This is a genomic window from Gardnerella pickettii, assembly GCF_029226345.1.
GTDB lineage: Bacteria > Actinomycetota > Actinomycetes > Actinomycetales > Bifidobacteriaceae > Bifidobacterium > Bifidobacterium piotii.
The window spans coordinates 326,134-351,561 of the sequence record NZ_JAKNCU010000001.1; the positions used below are offsets into that span (position 1 = coordinate 326,134).

The 25,428-nt window shown below is 40.2% G+C and carries 19 protein-coding genes and 1 pseudogene; 14 read left to right on the forward strand and 6 right to left on the reverse strand.

What is annotated here, in order from left to right:
- Positions 1–51 precede the first annotated feature (51 nt).
- Both MAF46_RS01230 and MAF46_RS01235 read left to right on the forward strand, forming a co-directional pair.
- Complete coding sequence (locus MAF46_RS01230; protein WP_060785529.1) at positions 52–606, forward strand: LemA family protein; 555 nt, start codon at positions 52–54, stop codon at positions 604–606.
- A 140-nt stretch (positions 607–746) separates the two neighbouring features.
- Complete coding sequence (locus MAF46_RS01235) at positions 747–1,556, forward strand: nucleoside phosphorylase (protein ID WP_004130177.1); 810 nt, start codon at positions 747–749, stop codon at positions 1,554–1,556.
- A gap of 157 nt (positions 1,557–1,713) precedes the next feature.
- Here the strand turns inward: MAF46_RS01235 and MAF46_RS01240 are convergent, their stop codons facing one another.
- Complete coding sequence (locus MAF46_RS01240) at positions 1,714–3,045, reverse strand: Na+/H+ antiporter family protein (protein WP_060785528.1); 1,332 nt, start codon at positions 3,043–3,045, stop codon at positions 1,714–1,716.
- Positions 3,046–3,414: 369 nt separating this feature from the next.
- On the reverse strand, positions 3,415–5,217 hold the full coding sequence (locus MAF46_RS01245; RefSeq protein ID WP_060785527.1) for an ABC transporter ATP-binding protein: 1,803 nt from the start codon (positions 5,215–5,217) through the stop codon (positions 3,415–3,417).
- Positions 5,218–5,912: 695 nt separating this feature from the next.
- On the opposite strand from MAF46_RS01245, the gene MAF46_RS01250 reads away from it, so the two are divergent.
- From MAF46_RS01250 to MAF46_RS01260, 3 genes are all read left to right on the forward strand, one after another.
- Positions 5,913–6,680, forward strand: a complete 768-nt coding sequence (locus MAF46_RS01250; protein ID WP_032819532.1) for an ATP-binding cassette domain-containing protein — start codon at positions 5,913–5,915, stop codon at positions 6,678–6,680.
- On the forward strand, positions 6,670–8,748 hold the full coding sequence (locus tag MAF46_RS01255) for a YhgE/Pip domain-containing protein (RefSeq protein ID WP_004130169.1): 2,079 nt from the start codon (positions 6,670–6,672) through the stop codon (positions 8,746–8,748). Before MAF46_RS01250 ends, MAF46_RS01255 begins: the two co-directional genes overlap by 11 nt.
- A 300-nt stretch (positions 8,749–9,048) precedes the next feature.
- On the forward strand, positions 9,049–9,702 hold the full coding sequence (locus MAF46_RS01260) for a TenA family protein (RefSeq protein ID WP_004130167.1): 654 nt from the start codon (positions 9,049–9,051) through the stop codon (positions 9,700–9,702).
- A 162-nt stretch (positions 9,703–9,864) separates the two neighbouring features.
- On the opposite strand, the gene MAF46_RS01265 is transcribed toward MAF46_RS01260, so the two are convergent.
- On the reverse strand, positions 9,865–10,998 hold the full coding sequence (locus MAF46_RS01265; RefSeq protein ID WP_060785526.1) for a 4-hydroxybutyrate dehydrogenase: 1,134 nt from the start codon (positions 10,996–10,998) through the stop codon (positions 9,865–9,867).
- 194 nt (positions 10,999–11,192) lie between these two features.
- On the reverse strand, positions 11,193–12,533 hold the full coding sequence (gene nox / locus MAF46_RS01270; protein WP_060785525.1) for a H2O-forming NADH oxidase: 1,341 nt from the start codon (positions 12,531–12,533) through the stop codon (positions 11,193–11,195).
- Between the two features lie 346 nt (positions 12,534–12,879).
- Here nox and MAF46_RS01275 point away from each other — a divergent pair, with 346 nt between their 5' ends.
- Positions 12,880–13,488, forward strand: a complete 609-nt coding sequence (locus tag MAF46_RS01275; protein WP_060785524.1) for a pyroglutamyl-peptidase I — start codon at positions 12,880–12,882, stop codon at positions 13,486–13,488.
- Between the two features lie 93 nt (positions 13,489–13,581).
- Here the strand turns inward: MAF46_RS01275 and MAF46_RS01280 are convergent, their stop codons facing one another.
- A complete protein-coding gene (locus tag MAF46_RS01280; RefSeq protein WP_060785523.1) occupies positions 13,582–14,652 on the reverse strand; it encodes a metal ABC transporter solute-binding protein, Zn/Mn family in 1,071 nt (356 codons plus the stop codon).
- Positions 14,653–14,909: 257 nt separating this feature from the next.
- Here MAF46_RS01280 and MAF46_RS01285 point away from each other — a divergent pair, with 257 nt between their 5' ends.
- The 3 genes from MAF46_RS01285 to MAF46_RS01295 all read left to right on the forward strand — a co-directional run bounded on the left by MAF46_RS01285 (position 14,910) and on the right by MAF46_RS01295 (position 17,951).
- On the forward strand, positions 14,910–15,794 hold the full coding sequence (locus MAF46_RS01285; protein ID WP_004130520.1) for a bifunctional methylenetetrahydrofolate dehydrogenase/methenyltetrahydrofolate cyclohydrolase: 885 nt from the start codon (positions 14,910–14,912) through the stop codon (positions 15,792–15,794).
- 163 nt (positions 15,795–15,957) lie between these two features.
- Complete coding sequence (rpsA, locus tag MAF46_RS01290) at positions 15,958–17,463, forward strand: 30S ribosomal protein S1 (protein ID WP_004130522.1); 1,506 nt, start codon at positions 15,958–15,960, stop codon at positions 17,461–17,463.
- A gap of 158 nt (positions 17,464–17,621) precedes the next feature.
- Positions 17,622–17,951: a TM2 domain-containing protein gene (locus MAF46_RS01295; protein WP_060785522.1), complete on the forward strand. Its 330-nt coding sequence runs from the start codon at positions 17,622–17,624 to the stop codon at positions 17,949–17,951.
- A 141-nt stretch (positions 17,952–18,092) separates the two neighbouring features.
- Here MAF46_RS01295 and MAF46_RS01300 read toward each other — a convergent pair whose 3' ends face one another.
- On the reverse strand, positions 18,093–20,300 hold the full coding sequence (locus MAF46_RS01300; RefSeq protein WP_060785584.1) for a sialidase family protein: 2,208 nt from the start codon (positions 20,298–20,300) through the stop codon (positions 18,093–18,095).
- A gap of 529 nt (positions 20,301–20,829) precedes the next feature.
- On the opposite strand from MAF46_RS01300, the gene MAF46_RS01305 reads away from it, so the two are divergent.
- The 5 genes and pseudogenes from MAF46_RS01305 (at position 20,830) to uvrB (ending at position 25,253) form a co-directional block, all read left to right on the forward strand.
- Positions 20,830–21,354, forward strand: coding sequence for a GNAT family N-acetyltransferase (locus MAF46_RS01305; protein ID WP_004130529.1), 525 nt, complete (start codon positions 20,830–20,832; stop codon positions 21,352–21,354).
- 54 nt (positions 21,355–21,408) lie between these two features.
- A pseudogene (locus tag MAF46_RS01310) lies at positions 21,409–21,525 on the forward strand (dephospho-CoA kinase); the annotation flags it as partial.
- A gap of 233 nt (positions 21,526–21,758) precedes the next feature.
- On the forward strand, positions 21,759–22,307 hold the full coding sequence (locus tag MAF46_RS01315) for a TM2 domain-containing protein (RefSeq protein WP_004130533.1): 549 nt from the start codon (positions 21,759–21,761) through the stop codon (positions 22,305–22,307).
- A gap of 68 nt (positions 22,308–22,375) precedes the next feature.
- Positions 22,376–23,059 (forward strand): dephospho-CoA kinase, encoded by a 684-nt coding sequence (gene coaE, locus MAF46_RS01320; protein ID WP_060785521.1) that lies wholly within the window; start codon positions 22,376–22,378, stop codon positions 23,057–23,059.
- Positions 23,060–23,138: 79 nt separating this feature from the next.
- Positions 23,139–25,253: an excinuclease ABC subunit UvrB gene (uvrB, locus tag MAF46_RS01325; protein ID WP_018638940.1), complete on the forward strand. Its 2,115-nt coding sequence runs from the start codon at positions 23,139–23,141 to the stop codon at positions 25,251–25,253.
- Positions 25,254–25,428: the final 175 nt, after the last annotated feature.

The following is a 25,428-nucleotide window of genomic DNA, read 5'->3' on the forward strand; positions in this document are numbered from 1 at the left end:
TAAAATTATAGACAATTAGGACTAGAAAGAGCTAAAAATAAAGGAGACATTATGGATTATGAGATTATTTTAATAGTCATTGCGGCAGTGCTTGTAGTGGCTATTGGCTGGTTTATTGGCACGTTAAATAGACTAAGAAAATATAAAGTGATTATAGAAGAGTCGCAAAAAAATGTTGACATTGCGCTCGCTAAAAGGTACGACACGATTTGCCAAATGCTTAAAGTTGCGCAATCGTTTGCAAAATACGAAAAAACAACATTAGTTGATTTGGTGAGTTTAAGAGAAGGATTAAACTCTGCGGATTCTAGCGAAGCAATGAAAAATCAGAATCATGCAATAGGGAAGATTTATGCTTTGGCAGAAGCTTACCCAGAATTAAAGTCTTCAGAACAATTTTTGAATTTGCAAGAAGAAGTAAATGACGAAAACGAGCAATTGGCTGCAGCAAAAAGAATAGTAAATAGTAACATCAGTGCGCTTAATCAAAATATTGTTACATTCCCAATTTCGCTTATTGCAAGATTAAGTGGAATAAAGCAGATGGATTTTCTTGATGAAGATGATCTAAGCAATAAGAAGAATATTGATAGCATGTTTAGCTAGATAACATATCTTAAGTGGCCAATCGTTGCAGATTTGTAGCGATTGGCTATTTTTATGATCTTTACGTACTAATGCGTGTGTTTGTATATAGGATTGAGTTGCTTGTAGGATGGAGCTGATTGTATTAAGGAGCTGATTGTATGGCAGAATATGATTTGCCGATTTTAGAGTATGATTCCGATAAAAGCGCAGTTTTAATGCCAAATCACGATAATATTTCCGTCCAGCTTCCATCTAAAGCGGTTTTTGCTTTCTTAGGCGATGAAATCGATCAGTATGCTTTAAGTAGGAAAGCTACGATTGTAGCAAATTTTGAATCTGCAACTAAAGTATATCCGATATATGTTTTGGAAGAAAAAGTAGGAGATACAGTAAGAGAAAATACAAACAGCGAAATAGAAGAAAAAACGCAAAAAATCTGCTTAGTACAGGCTCCAGTTGGCGCTCCTGCCGCTGTTCAGATCTTAGATTGGTTGATTTCTTACGGCGTTAGGGAAGTTATTAGTGCTGGTTCTTGCGGATCGCTAGTTGATTATGCGGAAAACGTTTTTCTGGTTCCGTATAAAGCTTTAAGAGATGAGGGAACTTCTTATCATTATTTGCCTCCAAGTCGTTATGTTGACGTTTCAGAGCGCTCGAGGCATGCTATTTTGCAAACCTTGCAGGCGCATAATTTGCCTTATCATGAAGTTAAAACGTGGACTACGGATGGGTTTTTCCGTGAAACTAAGACGAAAGTTGCTAGTCGTAAGCAGGAGGGCTGTGCGGTTGTGGAGATGGAGTGTTCTGCTTTAGCTGCGTGTGCGCAAATGCGTGAGATTGTTTGGGGTGAGATTCTTTATACTGCAGATACTTTGCATGATGTTGAAAATTACGATGAGCGCAATTGGGGTGGGGATTCTAAAGCGTATGCGCTTGAGCTTTGTATTGAAGCAGTGTTGCGCATTTGATTTTTGTACGCGTTTACAGAGCTAATTAATGGGCTCGACGTGTATCAAACTTTGCCTGTTTTTTACAATTTGGGGTAGTGAAGAAAATAGCCGCAAATGGCAAAAATCTTCACCAGCGTTTATTAGATGTATATTGTTGGTGACTTTCAGCTAAATGCTAAATAAACTGCGATATTACAATGCCTGCAGCCATAAGTGGAATGTTAAAAATAAGGAATGTTGGAACACAAGTATCCCAAATGTGGCTGTGCTGACCATCTGCATTTAAGCCAGAAGTAGGACCAAGCGTTGTATCGGAAGCAGGAGAACCTGCGTCTCCAAGAGCTGCAGCGGAAGACATAAGAAGAATTGTTGCAGGAGTGCTAAAACCAATGCTTTGGCAAAGCGGTACGAACAAAACTGCAAGAATAGGAACCGTGCCAAACGAGGTGCCGATGCCCATAGTAACAAGCAAGCCAATAATCGTAATAACGAATGCAGCGATTAGCTTGTTTTGACCCATAAAAGCAACGCCAAGGTGTACAAGCTCATTAACTCCGCCTGTAGCTTGAATCACGTTAGCGTAGCCTCCAGCAATTAGCATAATAAATGCAATAAGACCCATAAGCTTAACGCCGCCCATAAGCTGCTTGTCGATGTCTTTCCACTTTATTGCGCCAAAAATAATCATGGTTGCAAGACCTGCAAGAGAAGAAAGCGAAAGATCCTTACTAATAACTTGCACTACTACAACAACAATAATCGCAAGAATGGTTACGTAGTGTGCTTTAGTAAGCGGGCCAACAACAGCGTCCGAAGCGCGAGTATCTGCTTCGGTTGTTTTATATTCGCGAGGCTTGCGGTATAGAACAAAAACTGCAAACAGTAAAGCTGCAAGCATTGCAGCACCTAAATACCAATTCACAGCGCTAACGTCTGAAACGCTAACTTTCATGCCGTTTTTAGAAAGATTAGTTGCAATAACTGTTTGGAAAATTAAGCCAAAGCCAAATGGAATAGCAATGTATGGAACTTCTAGGCCGAACGCAGTACAGCAAGCGGCAGCACGGCGATCTAGCTTAAGCTTGTTCATAATGGAAAGAATTGGTGGAATAAGAATAGGAATATAAGCAATATGAACTGGCACAATATTTTGAGACATGCATGCAATAATCGTTAGAACTGCAAGAAGAATAAATTTGTTTGCGCCAATAAGTTTACTGATTTTTTTAGAAATGATTTGAGCTAGACCAGTTGCTGTAATGGCTTCTGCAAAAGTACCAAGAAGAATGTAGGCGAGCGCAGTTTGCGCGTTTGTGGAAAATCCATCGCAAAGCAGCGCCATAATAGTATGGCTTCCATCTCCAAAAAGAGGGAGATGGCCGGCAATGCCGCCTGCAACGCACGCAACAATCATTGCGAGTAAAACATTGAGTTTAGCGAGACTTAACGCGCATAACACTACAACCGATACAATTACTGGGTTGCATAGAATGTTTAAAATTTGCATACTCTTTCACCTCTTTTTAAAGTTATCTTCATTTTGATGTTTGTAATAATATGTTTTTCAATTTTTATAATTTTTAAATTTTAATAATTAAAGACAATATCATAAAGACTTACGTAAAGTTTTATTCGTAAAGTAAAACTTAGATTACGCTTTTATAAATCACTCTTTAAAAGTTAAATACATTAATACATTAATGCAGATTCGTTCACAATAGTTTGTTAGCAATAGCATTTAAGAGTAGGCTCAGCTGTGTTGTTATCTCTAGTACCCAATCACCGCAAAATTGCACCTAATGGTTACTAGCGCTGCTTCAGAATTTATTGCGCTAAATTGCACAGCGCAAGCCAATCCAAAACCAGCGCAACACTATTACATAGACACAGTATAAAGCGAGTAGAAGTAAGCCTTCTGATTCATAAGCTCCTCAAAGCTTCCGCGCTCAATAAGTTCGCCGCTTTTCATCACAAGAATCTCATCATATTGCTTAAGTGAGTTAGCGTCCAAGCGGTGAGTGACCACAAGTCGAAGAATTCCTTGCAAATCCAAGATAGATTGCGTTACGTTCGCGCTCGTCTCGTTATCTAGCGCGCTCGTTGCCTCGTCGACCAGCAGAATCTCGGACTTTTTAAGCAAGCTTCGCGCAATAGCAATACGCTGCTTTTCGCCGCCTGAAAGATGACTACCGTTCTCGCCGCACTGATAGTCTTTGCCTTTAGCAGCAATCAAATCATCCAAGCCAGCCAGGTGAATCACGCGATCCACTTCCGCATCTGGGAACGGCTTAAAAAGCGTAATATTATCTAAAATCGAAGCATCAAACATAAACACAGACTGCTGCATAAGAGTCGTCTTATCATAAAGCGAACTCTTGCTCACATTGCTAAGTTCGTGATTATTCAGCTGCACGCTACCCTTATAATCCTTGTAGTAGCCCATAAGCAGATTAATCAAACTACTCTTACCAGCACCAGAAGGCCCTACTATCGCGTAAGATTTTCCAGCTTGCAAAGTTAGATTTACGTTTTTCAAGACTTTACGATCCGCATCATAAGCGTATGAAACATCTCGCAAAACAACACTTTTAATCGGATCGTCAATGATCTCGCCAGAATCCTCTTTAGCGTTACTCATGTAATCAGCCATCTTACTAATAAGCTTCTTAGCACCCTTCATCTCGCCAAGCATTTGTGGAAGACTTGCAATAGGCTGAAGTACGCCATTCATCAAATTAGTGAAAGCTAAAACCATTCCAGCAGTAATAACACCAACATGAGCGTTAACCATCCAAGCGCCAACAAGCATTACGCCAAGCTGAGTTGCAAGGCTGGAAATTGTGCCAAGAGCAGAAACAGTAGTCATCGTTTTTTCGCGAAGATTCTTTGTATGCTCAAGCTCCATCGACTGATTCTGATAACGGTTAATAACCTCCTGCTCCGCCTTAAAACTCTTAATAACCGAAACTCCGTTCAAAACATCCTTCGTCAGGGCCGTATAAGACTCATTCGATTTAGAAACCTGCTCCTCACGAGTGGCAATTCCGTTAGCTGTAAGAATCGAGCACGCCATTGGAAGCACAGAAATAATAAGAGCAATAACAGTGAGCAACGGACTATAGTAAATCATAAGAGCTAGCGAGCTTACAAGCATAAGAACGTCTTGAACAAAATCAAAAATCTTCTTCAAATACTTTTCTTGAATGCGCTCGCAATCATTAGTGAGCACAGAAAGATATGTTCCAGAATTTGCAAGCGAAAAATCGCTATAACTCTTTTTTAACAGCCTTTTAATAACAGACTCTTTATACTGATTCATTGCTTTTTCAAGAAAGCGAGGATACGCGCTGCGCTTTAACGCGAAAATCAGGGAGATTGCCAGCATAAAGGAAACTACAAGCAGCAAAATAGTAGCTAAAGAAAAAGCTCCTTTACCAGCCATATAATCGAAAATAATTTGCAAAATCCAAGAAATAGCAGTGTAAATCATAGACAAGGCAATAAAAACTATCATCGAAAGAAAAGCTACAAGCTTGTTTTCTTTGAAAAATAGTTTTACGTAATTTTTTACGTCGGGATGTAGTTTGGATGATTGCTGATTCGCAGGCGATTGCTGATTCGACGCAGTATTTTGATTTGCGCGTGAATTCTGATTTGCCGTGTTGTCAGTTTTGCTCATTCTCGCTACCTCTCGCTTCCTTTATATCTATTTTGCTATTTTGCTATTTTTCTCTAATGGTATTTTTGTAGCTAGCATTTTCGCTTCTGTTTTTCTGATTCGCTCGCTACAAAACGTTGAAAGCTACATTATCATACTCATTCTGATTGGTCACAATTATCTACTTGACAACATATGACAACACATATAAATACTTATATAAATACTTAGACAAACTTATAGGTAATGTTCACCAGAAATAATATTAGAAGTCACACGATTAAATCAAAAATGTGAGATTTTGTTATATATAGCGTGTTTTTATGACCAAAACATAGACAAATGAACAAAATGTTCAAAAATAAGTTAGTATTTGTTCACCTTGAAGAGTACAATGAAAGTACTTTCGGGGGATTGACGTCAATAATTGGCCTCTTTATTTATAACCTTTTGTTGCAACATAGCAATATGAGGTAGTCGCCAAAATCATTGTAGGCGATATCAGAATTAAATATTGAGTCTGAAGTTAGGAAAATCAAAAAATCAAAAAATTGAAAAATCAAAAAATTGAAAAATTGAAAAATTGAAAAATTGAAAAATTGAAAAAGTTAGATACAAAGGAGGAATGCATAGCAATTTCGATAGCAACATTAAAAATGTATACCATTTAGAAATGTATACCATCGGTATTTTGCAGCAAACAAATCATGCAAATTATGCAAGAAGAACAAACGCTTATAGAAGCGAAAGAATTAGGTTTACAAATATTTAGAAGAACACCATTTTGGGACGTATCGTTAAAAGTAGAGCCTCATCAAATCGTTGCAATATCAGGCGAACACGGCTCTGGAAAATCAGCTTTGCTGCTTGCATTGTCTGGTTATATGAAATTTACGAACGGAACTCTTACTATTGCGGACGCAACTCTTCCTAACGATTTTAAAGAATCGCGTAAATATGTGGGATTGGGATTATTCAACGGAATTAACGAATTCTACAAAATGCAAACAATAGAAGAAGTTCTTATGAGCGAGCTGAAACTAGCAGCGCGTTCGCCTCTATTTTTGAAGCAATACAAAAATGATGTTAAAAACCGTGAAGCTTTACAGCAGTACGCTTACAACGTGCTAACTCAATGGAAAGTATTTTCTCCTCACAAAACAGCAATAGGAGAGTTGACTCCGTGCGAGCGCATGCGCTTGGCAATTGCGTTGGCTTTGCTAAAAAAGCCGTGGCTGCTATTTGTTGATGGAATTGAGATGGAGCTTACTAGTGAGCAAAGCGAATGCTTACTTGCAGACATTCGCGAATATGTTAGCAAAAACTACTGCTCCTGCCTTGTTGGAGTTTTGCAAAGTGAGTTAGAAAAGCAAGCGGATCAAGTCTTAAGACTTATGCCAAATAATGAGAAAACAGAAAATTCTCATACTGATTCTCAACTTGCTACAAGTGAAGCAAATGGTGGTGAAAACAATGCACGTTAATACTATTGCTCTTGCATTTCGTGAGATTAACAATACGATGAAAGGAAAAGCTAGAAAGCTTGTTATTGGAACCGTAGCTTTGATTCCACTTTTATACGGATCGCTTTACTTGTGGGCGTTTACAAATCCTTACAAAACGCTAGACACCGTTCCAGTCGCTTTTGTTGTGGAAGATGACGGTGCGATGATAAACGGCAAAATGCGCAATGTTGGCGATGAAATCAAGAATCGTTTAAAGAATCAAAAAGATGGAAGTGAAGGATTCCAGTGGAACTTTGTAGATAGCGCTAAAGCAAATAAAGGCCTTAAAAATGGCGATTATTTTATGGTAGCAACTATTCCATCGTCTTTTAGTAAGTGCATTGCTTCTGCGCAATACGATACTCCTACTAAAGCAAAGCTTCACGTAAAATACGATCAAGCAAGCAATATGCTGGCTTCACAAATCGGTAAAACTGCTTTCCGCACTATGCGAAGCGAAATTAGTGAGGCGATTGTTCAAGAATATTGGGAGCATATGTTTGAAAAAGTAAATTCTGCTTCTGATTCTCTTAATTCAGCAGTGAGTGGTTCTGGCGATTTAAGCGCTGGAATGCAATCGCTTAATGGCGGAGTAGATAAGCTTGCTTATGGATCGATTAAGCTTACTCAGTCTTTGCAAAAACTACAAAACGGATTAAGCGAACTTCAAAAGGGAGCGCAATCGCTTAAAAATGCAAATGCGCAAAGCAAAGATGGAGCGCAATTCTTAGCTCAAAAAACTAACGATTTGGCAAATGGCGCAAATCAGCTAAATAGTGGAGCGCAAACGTTATATAACGCTACAGACGAACTATATAATGGTGCTCAAAAGCTTTCAGATTCTAGTGCGCAGCTTGAACAGCATGTTAAGGCTGGAAACGAGGCTACAAAAAATCAGCTTGCTCAATTGCTTGTTGAAGCGCAAAATCCGCTTGTAACAAAAGAGCTTGTGTTAGAAAAATTGCAAGGTCTTGCAGGAGGATTAAGCGAAAATTCTAAGCTCTTAGAGACGAATCTTTCGGCGTTGAGCCAAGGTGCTGGAGCACTTTCTTCTGGTAGCTTGAAGATAAAAGCTGGAGTTGACGCCGTTTCTAAAGGAATATCAAGCGTTCGAGGTGGCTCATCGCAGCTTTCCGCTGGAGCAAATAAGCTGGCGGAAGGTCTTAGCGCTGTAAGCAACGGAAGTGAAAAGCTCAATAATGGTATTAATTCTGCTGCGCTTGGGTCTGCAAAAATAGTTGATGGATCAAGTCAATTGAATTCTGGAGTTCAAAAGCTTTCTGAAAATACTCCAAAGCTTGCTGATGGAGCTAAAAAGTTACATGAAGGTCTTAAAAGCGCACAAAACTCTAGCAAAATCAACAATATTAAGCAAAAAAGTAAGATGATGAGCGCACCAGTTTCCTTGGAGGAGCACGAGTATTCGCACGTTGAAAACTACGGTACCGGTTTTGCACCTTACTTTATTTCTATCGCCCTTTGGGTTGGTGCTCTTATGACAACATTCGTTTTGAGAGTTATGGATAGGCGAGCGATACTAAACGGCATGAATCCGCTTAAAAGCGCGCTTGTTAGCTTGACGCCGTTTGTGATTATGGGCGTAGTGCAAGCGATTATTCTTATGGGCGTTGTTCAAGGAGCGTTGAAGTTCCAAATCGATAATGTTGGTGCATTCTACGCGCTGGGGATTATAGCGTCAATAGTCTTTATGGCAATAATGCAAATGATTATGGTGGTGTTCCGAATGCCAGGGCGAATAGTTGCTATTGTGCTTCTTATGTTGCAAATCACAAGCTCTGCAGGAACGTTCCCAGTACAAATGACGCCATCGTTCTTTAGAGCTGTTCACCCATATTTGCCAATGACGTACTCGATTATGGGGTTGCGTCAAGCAATGTCTGGAAAGAACAGTGGTGAAATAGTCTCTGGCGTTGGAATGCTTGTGCTTTTCGGCGTTATTGCGATTGCTATAACAAGCATTGCCTTCCGCATGAAGCGTACTGTAAAAATGTTTGATTTGCATCCTGTAATTACATTGGATGCATGAGAATACGACAATGAGTAGGGAGTAATTACTGTGATTGCTGAAGTTACTGAAGTTACCATAATATAAAAATTGCAACCGAGTGCTGCTCAAATTTGTACCCAAGTTAAGTATGACTACTTATGATATTGTTCATACTAGCGTAGTTGTTCAGCTGGGTGTACGAGCAGTGCTCGGTTGTGCATAACTATACGACTATATGTGAACCGTATATGACGTAACTTGTATGGCTAACGCAACTATGCGCAATTATATTAAGCTACCTAAGGGCTTATATGAGTTACAGAGGGAAAGGACGTGTCAATGACTGCACGATTTACCGACGAATTAAAAAATGAGAATATCGAAACATGGGATGCTGCTATTCATCATCGTTTTGTTAACGAGTTAGTTGAGGGCACTATTCATGATGCTGTATTAGCTGGATATTTAATTCAAGACTACCGATTTTTAGATAGTTTCTTGGCTTTGCTTGGTGCTGCAGTTACGACAGCAGACACACTTGATTCTCGTCTCGTGTTTTCGAAATATATTGGTGAGGTAGCTGGAGATGAGAATACGTATTTTGTGGATGCGTTTAACGAATTTAATACTCCTGAATCTTTCCGCAATAAAATTCCAGACACTGAAGCAACTCGCGAATTTAAAAAGATGTTTTTAGACGCGGCTCACAGTGGACATTATGCTGCCGTGCTAGCCGTGTTAAACGTTACGGAATGGATATATCTTACGTGGGCATCAAACGCTGAAGGTAAGCGTCCTGAACGCAAGGTTCATTACCAGTGGATCGACCTGCATGATTATGAAGGATTCCACAAGTTTGTAGGGTTCTTGCGTGATGAGTTGGATCGTATTGGTCCTAAGGATGCTGATATTGCTCGAGAATATTTTGCGCGTGCAGTAAAGCTGGAGCGCATGTTCTTCGATAATTCGTATGAAACTCCTGCGGCAATCTAACGAACAGCATTCTAACGAATGGACGGAAATCTAACGGACGGAAATCTAACGAAGTAAGCAAGCTGTGAGAATAAAAATAGACCCTACAAGATTTGTAGGGTCTACCTTTGAGAAGATGAGAAATTTTCGTTAATAATTGAAAATCTCACTGTTAACTATATATTAGAAAGTAGATGCGTAAACTTCGGCAATAGCATCTTCGCTCATATTTATGTACGAATTCTTCAAAAGTCGTTGCTGCTCTTTAACAACGCTTGCAGCCCAGCTTTGAATCATATCTTCGCTCATGCCATACTCGTGAAGCTTGTGCTTAGTCAAAATTGTGTTAAGAACTTCGTCAAGCTTATCTAATACATCTGCCTTTTGGCATTCAAGAACATTTGCCATAAAGTCAAAAAGCTTAGAAAGCTCAGTGTTTTCGGCGCTAGTACTGTTTTCTGCATCATGCTTAGCATAGTAGCGCAAAACGCTTGTAAGAAGAGCAGCATTTGTTTCGCCATGAGCCACGTGGAAAGTGCCGCCAAGTGGATAAGCCATAGCGTGCACGCAACCGCAGCCAGCGTTACCAAAAGCAATGCCAGCGTAAAGACTTGCAGAAACCAAGTCGCTTACAACTTGACTTTTTGCGCTGCTGCCTTCTTTAACAACTCGCATATAGCTTTGCAAAATAAGTCCGCAAGACTTGTAACTAAACATTTTTGTAAGCTCTGTTGCAATAGGGGAGAGCACAGACTCAATCGAATGAGTAAGAGCGTCAATAGAGCTGGTTGCAAAAACGTAATCTGGAAGGCTCTTTAATAATTCTGGAATAAGAACTGCGTCTGTAGCGTAGCAAGCATCGTTTGCCAAACCCTTTTTAGTGTTGCGTTTTGTAAGAGAGAACACGGCAACGTTGGTAACTTCGGATCCAGTGCCGCAAGTAGTTGGAACAAGAATAAGATCCGCGCCTTTTTGCGCAGGAATCTTGCCATCAATCAAGTCTTCGAGTGGGCTTGTTTGCTTTAACGCGCAAACTTTAGAAATATCCAAAACGGTGCCGCCGCCAATGCCAATCACGCGCTTTGGGGTAGTGTGAATATCGCGAACAATCGCATCAACCATTTCGTCGCTTGGCTCGCCCTTGCCGTAGTTTTCCTGGAAAATCACATTGCAGTCAAGGTTCAAGCTGCCAAAATAAGGCTCCCAAATGTACTTGTTTGTAATAACCAAATCGTCTTTGCAAAGTTTGAATTCTTGCGCAAAATCGTGCGTATTTTCAAATTTGTGAATAGTTGGCTTAATAGAGAGCTGCTTCATCCTAGACTCCTTTGTGTTGATTTGTACGTCTTACGCTAATATGCGCGTTTTTGTTCGCGATTTGTGCGCGGATGATTAAAAAACCAAGCAACTGCTCCATTATAGAACAAATTGCTTGGTTTAATAAACGCGATTTAAGCTAATCATAAGCTAATCAGCAAAAAGCGATTCAGCCTAAGCTAATCAGATATTAATCAGCCCTTCAACAAAGCCGTGTAAGCTGCCATCGTAATGTAGTTGTATGGCTGGTTGAAGTGAGGCATAAAGAAGATATCGCACAAAGCAAGTTCCTTAATCGTGACTTTCTTTTGAATAGCAAGCGAGAACAGGTGGATTGCTGCAGACATATCGTAGTTAGACGCCAGTTGGCATCCAACAATCACCTTGGTGTCTTTCTTATAAACAATGCGAATCTTCACCTTTGGATTCTCAACTTCCATAAACGCAGGCTTTTGAGTATCCTCAAAATCAACGTAGTCAACGTCCATGCCCTCTTTTTGAGCAGCAGTCAAGCTCAAACCAGTGCAAACAAGCTTGTAATCGTAAATCATCATTGCGCTAGAGCCTTGCACGCCCTCAGTTTCTACAGGAGTTCCGCAAACGTTGTGGCCTGCAATCAAGCCGCTTCGAACGGCATTAGTGGCGAGAGCAATGTAGTTTACGCGGCTTCGAGCGTTGTCGTAGATTGTAGCGCAATCGCCAATAGCGTACACATCTGGGTCGGAAGTTTGCTGCTTCTTGTCAACTAGGAAAGCGCCATTTTCGTATTGCTTCAAATGATCTTTTCCAAGAGCAACATTTGGGTGGAATCCAATGGCACAAATCACCATGTCGGCATCGTAAGTGCCCTTGCTTGTTTTAACAGCCTTAACTTCAGTGTCTCCAACAATCTCTTCAACAGCTTGACCAAGCTCAAAGTGAATGCCCTTATCTTCCATAATTCTCTTCAAATTATCGGAAAACTCTGGGTCAAAGTAGCCGTTAAGAATATGGTCTTCCATGTCAATAAGAGTCACGTTCTTGCCAAGGCGCTTAAAAGCTTCCGCAAGTTCCACACCAATGTAGCCGCCGCCAAGAACCACAACGTTATTAAAATCGCGCTCTTGAAGCTTAGCAATAACAGTTTGCGCGTTCTGGAAAAGCTTTACCATTTGCACGTTTTCCAAGTCAATGCCCTTAATGCGTGGCTTGTTTGGAAGGCTGCCAGTAGCTAGAACGAGTTTATCGTAAGAATCGTGAATAACAGTGCCGTCTTTAAGCTCGACTGTTACTTCTTTCTTTGCGTAATCAATGTCGAGAACTTTGCTTTCAAGATTTACCTTAGCGCCCTTTTTAACGAAATCTTCTGGCTTCTGGTAGAACAGGCCATCGCTGCTTTGAATCTGCTTGCCAATCCACAAAGCCATACCGCAGCCAAGGAAGGAAATGTTGCTATTCTGATCGTAAATTGTAAGATCGTTTCCTGGGTAGCTCAAAATGGTGTTAGCGCAGGCAGTGCCAGCATGATTTGCGCCAATCTGAATAATCTTGGTCATCGGTAATCCCTTTTCATCATTGATTTTTGATTTATCTATATTTTCTGTATTTATATGGTTTTATGCGCGCTGTTAACAACATTGTTCGTTAAGCACGCGCTAGTAGCTAATCATATTACACTACGACGAGTCTTGCTAATCGTGAGCCTAGGTGTGTTGTTTTGCGATTATTGTATAAGTTGTAATTACCATTTAATCTTTGCTATAAAAGTGAAATAAGTAATAGAATCATGAATGTTTTATACAAGTGCATTCGTGTATATACAGTTTTTGCAATGCATTTTTATAAAGTTTTATAAAGTTTAATAAAGTTTGATAAGTGAGAGTTGTATGAGGGGGTATTTTAATGCGTATTTTGATTACTGGTTTTACGCCGTTTGATAATGAGTCTATAAATCCTTCGTGGGAGATTGCGCAATCAGTGTATGCGCCTGAGGGTGTGGAACTTGTTCGTTTGCAGATTCCTACGGAATTTAACAAGGGCGCGCAAAAAGTTATTGAGAAAATAGAGGAAGTTAACCCTAATGCTGTGCTTTCGTTAGGGCAATTTGGCGGTTCTGCTTGTTTTAACGTTGAGTATGTTGGCATTAACTGTAGAGCTGCACGCATACCAGATAATAGTGGATATAAGCCTTGGTATGAGCCTGTTGTGCAGGATGGTGATGTGGCTTATAAAGCGACTTTGCCAGTTGTGAACATAGTTGACGCTTTAAATAAAGCGAAATTGCCTGCGGCTGTGTCTTTTTCTGCTGGCGCATACGTGTGTAATGACGTGCTTTACAGTGTTTGTAATTATTGCCAGACTAAAAAATTGCCGATTAAGAGCGGTTTTATTCACGTTCCGTATTTGCCTGAGCAGATTCTTGATAAGCCGAGTACGAGTTCTATGAGTTTAGATGATATGCTTCGAGGTATTGAAGTTGCGTTGCAAGTGATTGCGAGTGATTGCGAGTGATTGCAGATAAATCGCCAGCAAATCTTTAATTCGTAAGTAATTGCTAATAAATAGTATGAAGTATTTATTGTCTATACTTGCTCAAGCACGCGCCTACTTTCCAGGATCTTGCTGGCCTTCGTTAGACCTGTTTGGATCTGGCTGAGAAACAGTAGGCTTTTCGGTAATAGGCTTCTTTTGATCAGCTTCTTGCTTTGCTAAATCTTTACGCATATCGGTCGTAGTTTTGCTAGCATTGTCAATGTCTTCGCAAATCTTCATAACCCATTTTCTTAAATCGGTTGCATATTTTGGCATAAGCTCATTAACCCACATTACAGACGTGTAGCTTCTGCCAGCAGTCCCAGTCAAAATGCTAATATCGTCGCCTTTACGCTGACTATTGCTTATAAGTACGTCGAATTTTCGCTCTTCAATAAGCTTTTGGAATTCATCTATATTAGCTTTGCCTACTTCTTCTCCTTGCGCTACTTGCTGAGCGTATGCCTTAGGCGCAGAATCGCTTATTCCCATATCGGACATAAGCCAGAAAAGAACAGGATTTATTGAAGCGTACTTAAACTTTTTGTGACTTTTAGCGAAGTTTGCAAGATATTCGTCAAGCTTATTTTCTTGCGATTTAACTGCGTCAAGTCTTTTAGCAAAAACCTTCTTTTTTGAAGGAAGGACTTTAGAAAAAGCGTTGCAAATGCTAGAAGCCATCTCGTTTCTAGCATCTTTTGAGAACCAAAGATAAGGGTTATCGCCATTTAGTGCTCCGACTGTGGAGGCTGCGTTTACAATCTCGCTGCTTTTAGACGTATGCTTTGCAACCCAACTATCGTAGCCAGCGCCATTTGACACAACAACTTGCGCAGAATACAACTTTTGCAAATCTTTGCTAGACGGCTTAAATGCAGAGATGTCGGTATCTGGATTGGTGATTATAGATTGCACTTCAACATCGTTTCCGCCGATTTCTCTAGCCAAACTTGCCCAAGATTCAAGAGTGGAAACAACCTTGATTTGTTTAACTTCTTTTTTGGGTTGTGTTGGAGCTTTAGAAGATTGCGAGCTTGCACCACACCCAGCTATACCAATCAACATTGATGGAACAATTATGCACGCTAAAACAGCTTTGCATATTTTCTTTGCGCGAGTTAAATGAAAAATATTTTCGCACATCTTTGCGCCCCTTCCGTCAGTGTTATTAGCATTAGCACTTGTTAAAACTCGTTGTAGCTTGCTGCAAGGTTTATTGTAGCTAAGGTTTATTGTAGCTTTCTTATGCAATACAAATACCATTCTATTATAATATTCAGTTATTAACAGTTGTGTCGCGCACTTCGATACCTCACGATAGCCTAATCCTACGCGTACGAATTGTGTTAGAAGATTTGTAAGTTGAACATAAGAATTAACATGCGAGTTGGGAGCGAATCATGGTTGTTGTGTTAGATGGAAAAGCGCTAGCTGCAAGTATTAAAAGCGACTTAAAAAATAGAGTAGAAAAGCTTAAAGAAAAAGGCATTAATCCAGGGCTTGGAACGCTTTTAGTTGGAAGCGACCCTGGCTCGCTGAAGTATGTTGCTGGAAAACACAAGGATTGCGAAGAAGTGGGGATTCGCTCAATCCGCTGCGATTTGCCAGAAGACGCTAGCGAAGACGAAATTCTTAAAGCCGTAAATCAGCTTAATAATGACCCTTCTTGCACGGGTTTTATTGTGCAATTGCCTTTGCCAAAAGGCGTTGATTCCCAGAAGATTATTGAGGCAGTAGACCCTGCAAAAGATTGCGATGGAATGCATCCGTACAATTTGGGCGAGCTGGTTATGCATATTTCGGGAGATATTGTTACGACTCTTCCATGCACGCCGCGAGGAATTTTGGCGCTTTTAGATGCTTATAACATTGATCTTGAAGGCAAAAATGTGTGCGTACTTGGACGAGGAATCACGGTTGGCCGAACAATCGGGCTCCTTCTTACGCGCAGGGGAGTAGACGCAACTGTAACATTGTGCCACACTCGCACTCGTGATTTGCACGATATTATGATGCGCTCCGACGTTATTATTGCGGCAATGGGCAGCGCGGGATTTGTAAAGCCGTGCGATGTTAAGCCTGGAGCCGTGTTGGTTGACGTTGGTGTTTCGCGCGTTTTTGATGAAGAAGTGGGAAGATATCGCGTAAAAGGCGATGTTGATGTTGCTTGTAGAGAAGTCGCGGGAGCGTATTCGCCAAATCCTGGTGGAGTTGGACCAATGACTCGCGCAATGCTATTGGCTAATGTTGTTGACATGGCTGAGCGAGCAGCGAGTGGCAAGTAAGTGTTAAGTAGCAAATATCAAGTCGCACGACACGCCCGAAGTAAAACGGCGTTTTTGGCTATGCCTGTATATAACATTGACAGAGCGCGTGCATAGTGCGCGTGCAAAAGTCATAATTTAATATCGAGTAATATCCACCCCAAGAAGAAACCACTAATAAGTAATGGCAGAGAATAATAACGAAGTCGCCAAGGTTGCGATTAATGATATTGGCACCGAAGAAGACTTCATCAAGGCAGTCGATTCAACCATCAAGAATTTTGATGATGGTGATTTAGTTGAAGGTACCGTCGTAAAGATTGATCACGACGAAGTATTATTGGATATCGGCTACAAAACTGAAGGTGTAATCCCTTCCCGTGAACTTTCCATCAAGAAAGACGTTGATCCAGATGATGTTGTTGAAGTTGGCGACACCATCGAAGCCCTTGTTGTAACTAAGGAAGACAAGGAAGGACGTCTTATTCTCTCCAAGAAGCGTGCACAGTACGAGCGTGCTTGGGGTGATATTGAGAAGATCAAGGATGCAGACGGCATTGTTGAAGGTACCGTTATTGAGGCTGTTAAGGGCGGCTTGATTGTAGACATCGGTTTGCGCGGCTTCTTGCCAGCTTCCCTCGTTGAAATGCGTCGCGTTCGCGATCTTTCCCCATACATTGGTCAGAAGATTAAGGCTAAGATTCTTGAGCTCGATAAGAACCGCAACAATGTTGTGCTTTCTCGTCGTCAGTTCCTCGAGGAAACCCAGTCCGAAGTTCGCGAGACCTTCCTCTCGCAGCTTAAGAAGGGTCAGATTCGCGAAGGCGTTGTGTCTTCTATCGTAAACTTCGGCGCGTTTGTTGACCTCGGCGGTGTTGACGGCCTCATTCACGTTTCCGAGCTTTCCTGGAAGCACATCGATCACCCATCTGAGGTTGTTAAGGTTGGCGATAAGGTTACCGTTGAGGTTCTCGACGTTGATCTCGATCGCGAACGCATCTCCCTCTCCCTTAAGGCAACTCAGGAAGATCCATGGCAGCGCTTCGCTCGCACCCATGTTCCTGGACAGGTTGTTAAGGGCAAGGTTACCAAGATTGTTCAGTTCGGTGTGTTCATCTCCGTTGAAGACGGCATCGAAGGCTTGGTTCACATTTCCGAGCTTGCTAACCGTCATGTAGAGAACCCAGAAACTGTTGTTAAGGGTGGCGAAGAAGTATTCGTTAAGGTTATTGACGTAGACCTCGATCGTCGCAGGATCTCGCTCTCCTTGAAGCAGGCTAACGAGGCTGTTGATCCAAATTCTGAAGATTTCGATCCAGCTCTCTACGGCATGCCAGCTGAGTATGACGAAGAAGGAAACTACAAGTACCCAGAAGGCTTCGATCCAAACACTAATGAGTGGATTGCTGGTTACGAGCAGCAGCGCGAAGAGTGGGAAGCACAGTATGCAGCAGCTCACGAATTGTGGGAGCAGCACAAGGTGTTCGCCGCTAAGGAACTCGCAGCTGCAGCAGAATCCGCAGCCGCTGATGGTCAGAGTGAAGAAGCTGAAGAAAAGAAGCCAGCTAAGGAAGAGAAGAAGGAAGAAGTTGCTTCCAACTATTCTTCTGAGGCAGCTAACGAAGGTGCTTTAGCTGATTCCGATCAGCTCGCAGCTTTGCGCGAACAGCTTTTGAGCGAAAAGAAGTAGTTTCTACTTTCTACTAGACGCTTATTAACAATTGCCCTGGTGAGTGATCATCGGGGCAATTTTGTAATTAAATATAGGTACAATAGATTTTCTTTTAAGAATCGTGATTATATGATGTAAAACGTTAATCGTCTTTATTAAAAGGATTGGTGAAGATTATGAGCACGTTTGACAACAATCAGCAAAATGCTCAGTTTCCTTCGTACGATGGGAATATTGAGGAGAACACTAAAGCAACTTTAGTAAGCTCGCGCAATAAAATTGTTGCAGGTTTGCTAGCGATTTTCTTAGGATTTTTAGGTATTCACAATTTTTATCTTGGTTTTAAAGGAAAGGCGATTGCGCAGCTGCTTATTTCTGTTCTTTCTTTTGGTTTCCTGTTGATTATTACGGGAATATGGGCATTGGTTGAGGGTATTTTGATTCTTTGCTCAAAGCCTGGAAGTAAGTGGCACAAAGATGCTGATGGTGCTGAGCTAAAAGACTAAAATAAATATTTAGTATTAAGATTTATAAGTAATTTTACAAATAAAAGATGCGTTTTAGAATTCAATTTCCAAAACGCATCTTTTATTTTTTATGCCTAAAACATTAGAACAAATGAATAATATAGCAAATACACTTATTCTTTAATATTGCATATTTTTTAATTTCATTAATGCTGCAGAGATAGCTATTAATAGAATCATTAAAGCATAAGGAATAGCTGTGTTGATTCCAGTTTTTTGCATCATTCCTCTATTCTTTGCTAAAGCATTGCCAGATTTACTATAATTCTTATCATTATTTTCATTATCAATGCTGTTATTATTCACATTGTAATTATCATGTTTTGCTTTTGAAGAGTAATGATAATTCGTTCTGGAATTGTCTGTATTGGAATAATCCTTTCTGTAATTTTGAGAATATTCTTCATCTATGTTAAATGTACTGCTGTTCTGTTTATTGTTATTCTTATTTGGAATTATATTTGGACTAATATTCTTATTTATCTCCTTTTCAGATTGTGTTGTTTCAGAATCTTTGCTGATTTGTATATCAGTATGTGATTGATCGTTAGGTAGAGGATCTGTTTGAGTACTAGAATTTTTAGTTTCACTTACAACATTTAAGGTTATAGTCGTTTCAAATGATAATTCTGTGTTTGAACGATCTTGATTTTTATTTGCAGACGCAATACGAATTTTTGCAGTAAGTTTATCTCCAACTTTTGCTGTTTTAGGCACTTCAATTTTCAAAGGAATATATGTAGTTTTATTCGCTTCGATTGTTACAGAATCGCTTGATGCAGTAAAATCACTTGTGTTTATAGATGTAACTTTAATATTTTCATATTTAGTACTCGTAGGATTTACCACAGGAAGACTTATCTCTTTGGTGGATAGATTGATTTTAGTTGTAGAACCTAAGGTTATGTTAGGACGTATACTTAACCATTCAGCAGAAATTCTCGTATACATTATGTCATTATTATCGCCCTCATATAGAAGACCATAGCCGCCTCCTGCTTTTTGACTTAAAGCTTGAATAGTGGAGTAAGCCATTGCGCCATTCTTGAATCCTTTTTCTTCTGTCCAACTTTCTCCATCATTATATGAGACACGTATCAAACCATTTGCTCTTCCAGAACCAGAAGAAGATGAATATAAGAGGATTTTAGCTGCATCAGATCCAATTGGAGCATCTGGGAATGCTCTTGTTATTTGAGCGTTATTACCTGGATCTGGCAGTGTCTCATCTTTGTATGCTTTACCATACGTTTCTCCGCCATCATTAGAAAAAGCAATGATTCTATGATTATTTGCACCACCTTCATGCGGTCTAGAGTTTAACATAATTCTTCCATCAGAAAGCTCTACAACCTTATTTTCATCCATATGGCTTTGTTCTTTACCTAGTCCAACTGGATTTCCAGCTTTCCAAGTTACTCCATGGTCATCAGAGTATACAGATACGGCTTGCCACTTCTCATTGTTTCTTTGCACACTTCCATTGGAACTGTTTACTATTGCGTATTGTTGTATTAAACGACCTTTATATTTTCCGTATTTTAGTTGAATTCCATGTCCAGAAGTAGCAAATCTAGCTCGTTCATTTTTTGGATATTTAGTTATGTCTTTAGTTATAACTTTTGGTTCGCTCCAAGTTAAACCGTTATCTTTTGAGCAAGTAACAGCAGCATCTAAAATATGTCTATCACTTTGATTAGTGCTAGCTGTAGAATCCCATACTCCACCATCGTATGATTTGACGAAGAATAAGAAAATATTGCCTGTTTCTTGGTCTACAACATATGAAGGGTCAGAGAATCCATATTTATTTGGGTTTTCTTTTCCTTTTGCTACAATTTGTATTTTTTCAAAAGTTTTTCCACCATCTTTAGATATTCTTTGAACAATAGAATTTGGATTAGGAGCATCATATGCACTATTTGGTCGATAATCCCAAGCTGTAAGAATCCAACCATTGTTAGCTTCAGCTATTGCAGGTATTCTATAATAAGGTTTTCCAGTTAGTCCTTCTACAGTTTGACCTATTGTTGCTAATCTAATAGGATCTCCGTCTTTTCTAGGCCTTGGAACTGGATTAATATTTGTAACTTTGTCTCCAATTAATTTTGGAGTAGATATAACTTCATTACCATTTGCATCTTTGCTAATTTTCCAATCGGTTGATGGAGTGAAACCTTTTTCTTTAATATCAGAATCCTCTGTTATATGGAATCCTTGCGTGCATGATACAGTTTTTCCTGGTTGTAGATTTCTCCACCTACAGTTACCGTTATTCCCTTCAACAGCCACAGCAGTGAGATTACTGTTAGTTGGCCAAACAGTCACATTGTGATTAGTATTATTTGTGTAAGTCAGCTTATATCTTAGCGTATCCCCAACTCGAACATCATTTTTTAAATCATCCGTACGTGTAATCGTAAATGTTACTGGTTCAGTTTGTTCAGGGGGGGGGGTAGTTGCTGATGCTACACCTATGCTAAGTGACACAATTGTTGCAGATGTAAGAATTGCTGAGAAAATATTTTTGCAAACTTTATGCGCTGTTCCAATCATTATATTCCTTTCTTCATTGAAGGCGTATAAGTAATTACCTATAAATTACATCTTTGTCTTTATAGTTTGCGAGAACAATTACCTCGTATCTGTAGATTCTAAATCATTCATATGACATGTGACGTATGTTGAATTTTATGATAAAAAGAAGAAATTATATTGATTAAGTGAATATAAGCGAAAATATTTCGAAAATAATAATTAGTACTTATATAACGATGGTTATGTAAAATCAAATATGCATATGTCGATTAAATATGTTGTGTTGTAATACGGATAGTAGCTTGTATAAAGGATTTTTATGAAGAACATTGAAATTAAAAAATTAGATTATTCAGAAGCCAAAGATAATATGAATATAATTTTAGATTTATATCTAAAAGCATTCCCTAAAGAACTGGATCGTATAGATAATGTTCGTGAGCGCATATTAGATAGTTTGAAAGATAACAATAGTGCGCTTTTACTTGTTGCTACAATGAATAATCGTATTATCGGTGTTTTATATGGCATAGAATTATTACAAGATAATTGGTATGCGAATCAAATTAAGCCATTTTTATCAGAAAATTATGATTGGTACAATCAAAGCTTAGAATTAAATGAGTTATTTGTAGATCCTGAGTTTCAGCATATAGGCGTTGGCAGTGCGCTTATGAAGAAAGTCGAAAATCTTAAATTATATAAAACAATAATTTTATCTACAGAAAAAGATAACAATGCTGTTGCTTTAGATTTTTATAATAAGCTTGGATACAGTTTATTAACTGATAATTGGAAATCTTATTACGGGCCTATTTATTGCGTGCTATATAAGAAGTTTTAGTGAATCAATGAAAACTTACGCTACTGTGCGAAATGTATCGTTTATAATCAAAATATGACAATGATGCGGATTGCGGTAACGGGCGGAATCGCGGCTGGAAAATCTACTGTAGTAAACCATTTGCGTTCGCTTGGCGCGTTTGTTATAGATTACGATGTTTTAGCGCGTAAATGAGGCTTCTAACGAAGGTGCTTTAGCTGATTCCGATCAGCTCGCAGCTTTGCGCGAACAGTTTTTGAGCGAAAAGAAGTAGTTTTCTACTAAAAGCTTATAAACAAGATGCCCTCGGTGAGTAATCATCGGGGCATCTTTTAATATCTTTAGTAATAACGCTTTGATTTATTAATTTTTTATTATATAGTTTTTAAGAAAATAAATTTCTTACGAGAGAAAGTGTAATTATTGTGAGTGATTTGGATAATCAAACTGGAGATTACTCAGGCTCTGACAATCAGACTCAGTACGGACAGCCACAGTACAATGATCAGTCTCAGCAGTACAACCAGGCTCAGCCACAATATAACGACCAATCCCAGTATGGTGCTCAGCCTCAGTACAATGCTCAGCCTCAGTATGGTCAGCCTCAGTATGGCCAGAATTCGTATTCTCAGCCTCAGTATGGTCAGTACTCTCAGTCTGCTCCTCAGTACAATCAAGCGTCTTCCTACTCTAACTATGGGTCTAATAATTATTCATCAAACACATACAGAAGCTCTCGTAACAAGATTGCTGCAGGCCTGTTAGCGATTTTCTTGGGCGCTTTGGGTGTGCACAATTTCTATCTTGGTTTTAAAGGCAAGGCTATTGCCCAGCTTCTTATTTCTATTCTTTCTTTCGGCTTGCTGGCTTTTGTTTCTGGAATTTGGGCATTTATTGAAGGAATTTGCATTCTTTGCTCTCAGCCTGGTTCTAAGTGGCATAAGGATGCCGATGGTGCTGAACTTCAAGACTAATTTTACAATTACTATTTAGCAATAATGCCCCGGTAATTAGTTACTGGGGCATTAATTATAATCAAAATATGACAATGATGCGTATTGCTGTAACGGGCGGAATTGCGGCTGGAAAATCTACTGTAGTAAATCATTTGCGTTCGCTTGGCGCGTTTGTTATAGATTACGACGTTTTAGCGCGTAAAGTGGTGGAGCCAGGAAGCGTAGTCTTGCGGAAAATCGTAGGCATTTTTGGGGAAGATGCCGTTTTGAATGATGGCTCTTTGAATCGCGAGTTTATTGCGGAGCATATTTTTGGTGATGATGTAAATCATAAGCAAGCATTAAGTAAGATTGAGTCGCTTATTCATCCTGCTATTTATGATTTAGCGAAGACTTTAGAAAGCGAATATAGAAACGAATATAGAAACGAGTGTGATAGGAAAATTTCTAAAGAAGATTGCTGTGAGCGCGCATCTTTAAGCTCTGTAATTGTGCACGATATTCCGCTGCTTGCGCAAGTAATTGACAGTATTCCATTTAGTTTTGACTATATTATTACAGTTGAAGCGCCTAAAGATGTTCGCATTGCGCGAATGATAAGCGAGCGCAAAATGAGCCAGAATCAGGCGCAGCAGCGCATAAATAATCAAGTTGAAGAGATTGAGCGCAAAAAAATCGCGGATTTTGTGGTTGATTCTACAAAGCCTATGGAAGTTATGCTTAAAAACGTTGATTCAAAAATTAAAACGTGGATGGGTGAGGAGCATTAGAGACCCAAGGAAAAGTCGCAAGCAACCGCGCGATTGTTGGGTTTTAGTAAAATAAATAAAATGCTCTTGGAGAAAAGTAATGTCGAATAAAATTCAGCGCACAAACAAGCCTTTTGTTGTAAAAGCGCCATACAAGCCTTCTGGCGACCAGCCGCAAGCAATAGACGAGCTGGCGAATCGCATTGAAAACGGCGAAAACGATGTTGTTTTAATGGGCGCAACTGGCACTGGTAAAACTGCTACAACCGCTTGGCTTATTGAGCGTTTGCAAAGGCCTACACTTATTATTGAGCCAAATAAAACCTTGGCAGCTCAGCTTTGCGCGGAATTTCGCGAGCTTATGCCAGATAATGCTGTGAGCTATTTTGTGTCTTACTACGATTACTATCAGCCAGAAGCGTATATTCCGCAAACAGACACGTATATTGAAAAAGACTCGAATATTAACGACGATGTTGAGCGTCTTCGTCACGCAGCTACAGCGAATTTGCTTACACGACGGGATTGTGTTGTTGTAGCTACTGTTTCTTGCATTTATGGACTCGGTACCCCAGAGGAGTATGCCGAGCGAATGCTTATGCTGAGCGTTGGCCAGCAACTTGAGCGAGACGATTTATTACGTCAATTTGTGAGCATGCAATACAAGCGTAACGACATTGCGTTTACGCGCGGAACTTTTAGAGTGCGAGGCGACACGGTTGAGATTATTCCAGTTTACGAAGAATTAGCTGTGCGAATTGAGTTTTTTGGTGACGAAATCGACAGAATTACAATGTTGCATCCGCTTACTGGGGAAGTGATTCGCCAAGAGAGTAGCGTTCATATTTTCCCAGCGTCTCACTATATTGCAGGTCCGGAGCGCATGGAGCGTGCGCTTGAGGCGATTGAGAAAGAGCGTGACGAACGCGTTGCGCAGCTTAAAAAGCAAAATAAATTGCTGGAAGCTCAGCGTTTGGAAATGCGAACTACGTACGATTTAGAGATGCTTCGACAAGTTGGAGTGTGCCCAGGAGTGGAGAATTATTCGAGGCATTTTGACGGGCGCGCGGCAGGCACGCCTCCGCATACGCTTCTTGACTTTTTCCCAGACGACTTTTTGCTAGTTTTAGACGAATCGCATGTAACCGTGCCTCAAATCGGAGCTATGTACGAGGGAGACGCTTCGCGCAAAAGAACGCTTGTAGAGCATGGCTTTAGGCTGCCATCTGCAATGGATAATCGCCCGTTAAAGTGGAACGAATTTTTGGAGCATGTTGGTCAAACTGTGTATCTTTCTGCAACGCCTGGAGACTATGAGCTTGGGCTTTCGGATGGCGTAGTTGAGCAGATTATTCGCCCAACTGGCTTGCTGGACCCTAAGATTGAGGTTCGACCTGTGGAAGGGCAGGTTGACGATTTGCTTGCGGAAATCAAGGCGCGTGTGGCAAAAGATGAGCGCGTGCTTGTTACTACGCTTACAAAGAAAATGGCGGAAGACTTAACTGATTACTTTTTGGAGCTTGGTATTAAAGTTGAGTACTTGCATTCGGATGTTGATACTTTGCGCAGAGTGGAGCTTTTGCGCGAGCTTCGCGAAGGCAAAATTGATGTGATTGTTGGCATTAATTTGCTTCGTGAGGGCCTGGATTTGCCAGAAGTTTCGCTTGTTGCGATTTTGGATGCAGATAAGGAAGGCTTCTTAAGATCTTACCGTTCGCTTATTCAGACGATTGGCCGCGCTGCTCGTAACGTTTCGGGAACTGTGCTTATGTATGCAGATAGCGTTACGGATGCTATGAGCAAGGCGATTAGCGAGACGGAGAGGCGTCGCGAAAAGCAAATCGCGTATAACAAGGCGCATGGAATTGACCCTAAGCCTTTGCGAAAGAAGATTAGTGACGTTAACGACATGCTTGCTAAAGAGGATGTTGATACTCAAACTTTGCTAGCAGGCGGTTACAGGAATGCTAATAAGGCTGGGAATTCGCATTATGGAGTGCCAAAAGAGCCAAATCTTGGGCAGCAAAGTAAAGAAAAGCGTATGGCGAATATATCCGCCTTGCCGCAAAGCGATATTATGTCTTTGATTAAGAATTTGAGCGAGCAAATGCATGTTGCTGCAGAACAGTTGCAGTTTGAGCTTGCTGCTCGTTTGCGCGACGAGATACGCGATCTTAAAAAAGAGTTGCGTCAAATGGATGCGGCTAATAAGTGAGCGTAATGAGTGAGCTTGTAAGTTATCTTGTAAGTTAGCGTTGATAATAAATAAGCTAATGTATGCGTCAAATATTGAGTATTCTAGTTAGATGTGGTGAGTGCTGGATTTGAATATGTTAATAAAAGATTATTTATTGTCTATGATTCACGCGATGTCTTTGCATTGATAGAGA

What these genes read in the sequence shown, in the direction of transcription:
- MAF46_RS01230 (WP_060785529.1), top strand. Translation starts at nt 52, where the DNA reads ATGGATTATGAGATTATTTTAATAGTCATTGCGGCAGTGCTTGTAGTG.
- MAF46_RS01235 (WP_004130177.1), top strand. Translation starts at nt 747, where the DNA reads ATGGCAGAATATGATTTGCCGATTTTAGAGTATGATTCCGATAAAAGC.
- MAF46_RS01240 (WP_060785528.1), bottom strand. Translation starts at nt 3,045, where the DNA reads ATGCAAATTTTAAACATTCTATGCAACCCAGTAATTGTATCGGTTGTA.
- MAF46_RS01245 (WP_060785527.1), bottom strand. Translation starts at nt 5,217, where the DNA reads ATGAGCAAAACTGACAACACGGCAAATCAGAATTCACGCGCAAATCAA.
- MAF46_RS01250 (WP_032819532.1), top strand. Translation starts at nt 5,913, where the DNA reads ATGCAAGAAGAACAAACGCTTATAGAAGCGAAAGAATTAGGTTTACAA.
- MAF46_RS01255 (WP_004130169.1), top strand. Translation starts at nt 6,670, where the DNA reads ATGCACGTTAATACTATTGCTCTTGCATTTCGTGAGATTAACAATACG.
- MAF46_RS01260 (WP_004130167.1), top strand. Translation starts at nt 9,049, where the DNA reads ATGACTGCACGATTTACCGACGAATTAAAAAATGAGAATATCGAAACA.
- MAF46_RS01265 (WP_060785526.1), bottom strand. Translation starts at nt 10,998, where the DNA reads ATGAAGCAGCTCTCTATTAAGCCAACTATTCACAAATTTGAAAATACG.
- nox (WP_060785525.1), bottom strand. Translation starts at nt 12,533, where the DNA reads ATGACCAAGATTATTCAGATTGGCGCAAATCATGCTGGCACTGCCTGC.
- MAF46_RS01275 (WP_060785524.1), top strand. Translation starts at nt 12,880, where the DNA reads ATGCGTATTTTGATTACTGGTTTTACGCCGTTTGATAATGAGTCTATA.
- MAF46_RS01280 (WP_060785523.1), bottom strand. Translation starts at nt 14,652, where the DNA reads ATGTGCGAAAATATTTTTCATTTAACTCGCGCAAAGAAAATATGCAAA.
- MAF46_RS01285 (WP_004130520.1), top strand. Translation starts at nt 14,910, where the DNA reads ATGGTTGTTGTGTTAGATGGAAAAGCGCTAGCTGCAAGTATTAAAAGC.
- rpsA (WP_004130522.1), top strand. Translation starts at nt 15,958, where the DNA reads ATGGCAGAGAATAATAACGAAGTCGCCAAGGTTGCGATTAATGATATT.
- MAF46_RS01295 (WP_060785522.1), top strand. Translation starts at nt 17,622, where the DNA reads ATGAGCACGTTTGACAACAATCAGCAAAATGCTCAGTTTCCTTCGTAC.
- MAF46_RS01305 (WP_004130529.1), top strand. Translation starts at nt 20,830, where the DNA reads ATGAAGAACATTGAAATTAAAAAATTAGATTATTCAGAAGCCAAAGAT.
- coaE (WP_060785521.1), top strand. Translation starts at nt 22,376, where the DNA reads ATGACAATGATGCGTATTGCTGTAACGGGCGGAATTGCGGCTGGAAAA.
- uvrB (WP_018638940.1), top strand. Translation starts at nt 23,139, where the DNA reads ATGTCGAATAAAATTCAGCGCACAAACAAGCCTTTTGTTGTAAAAGCG.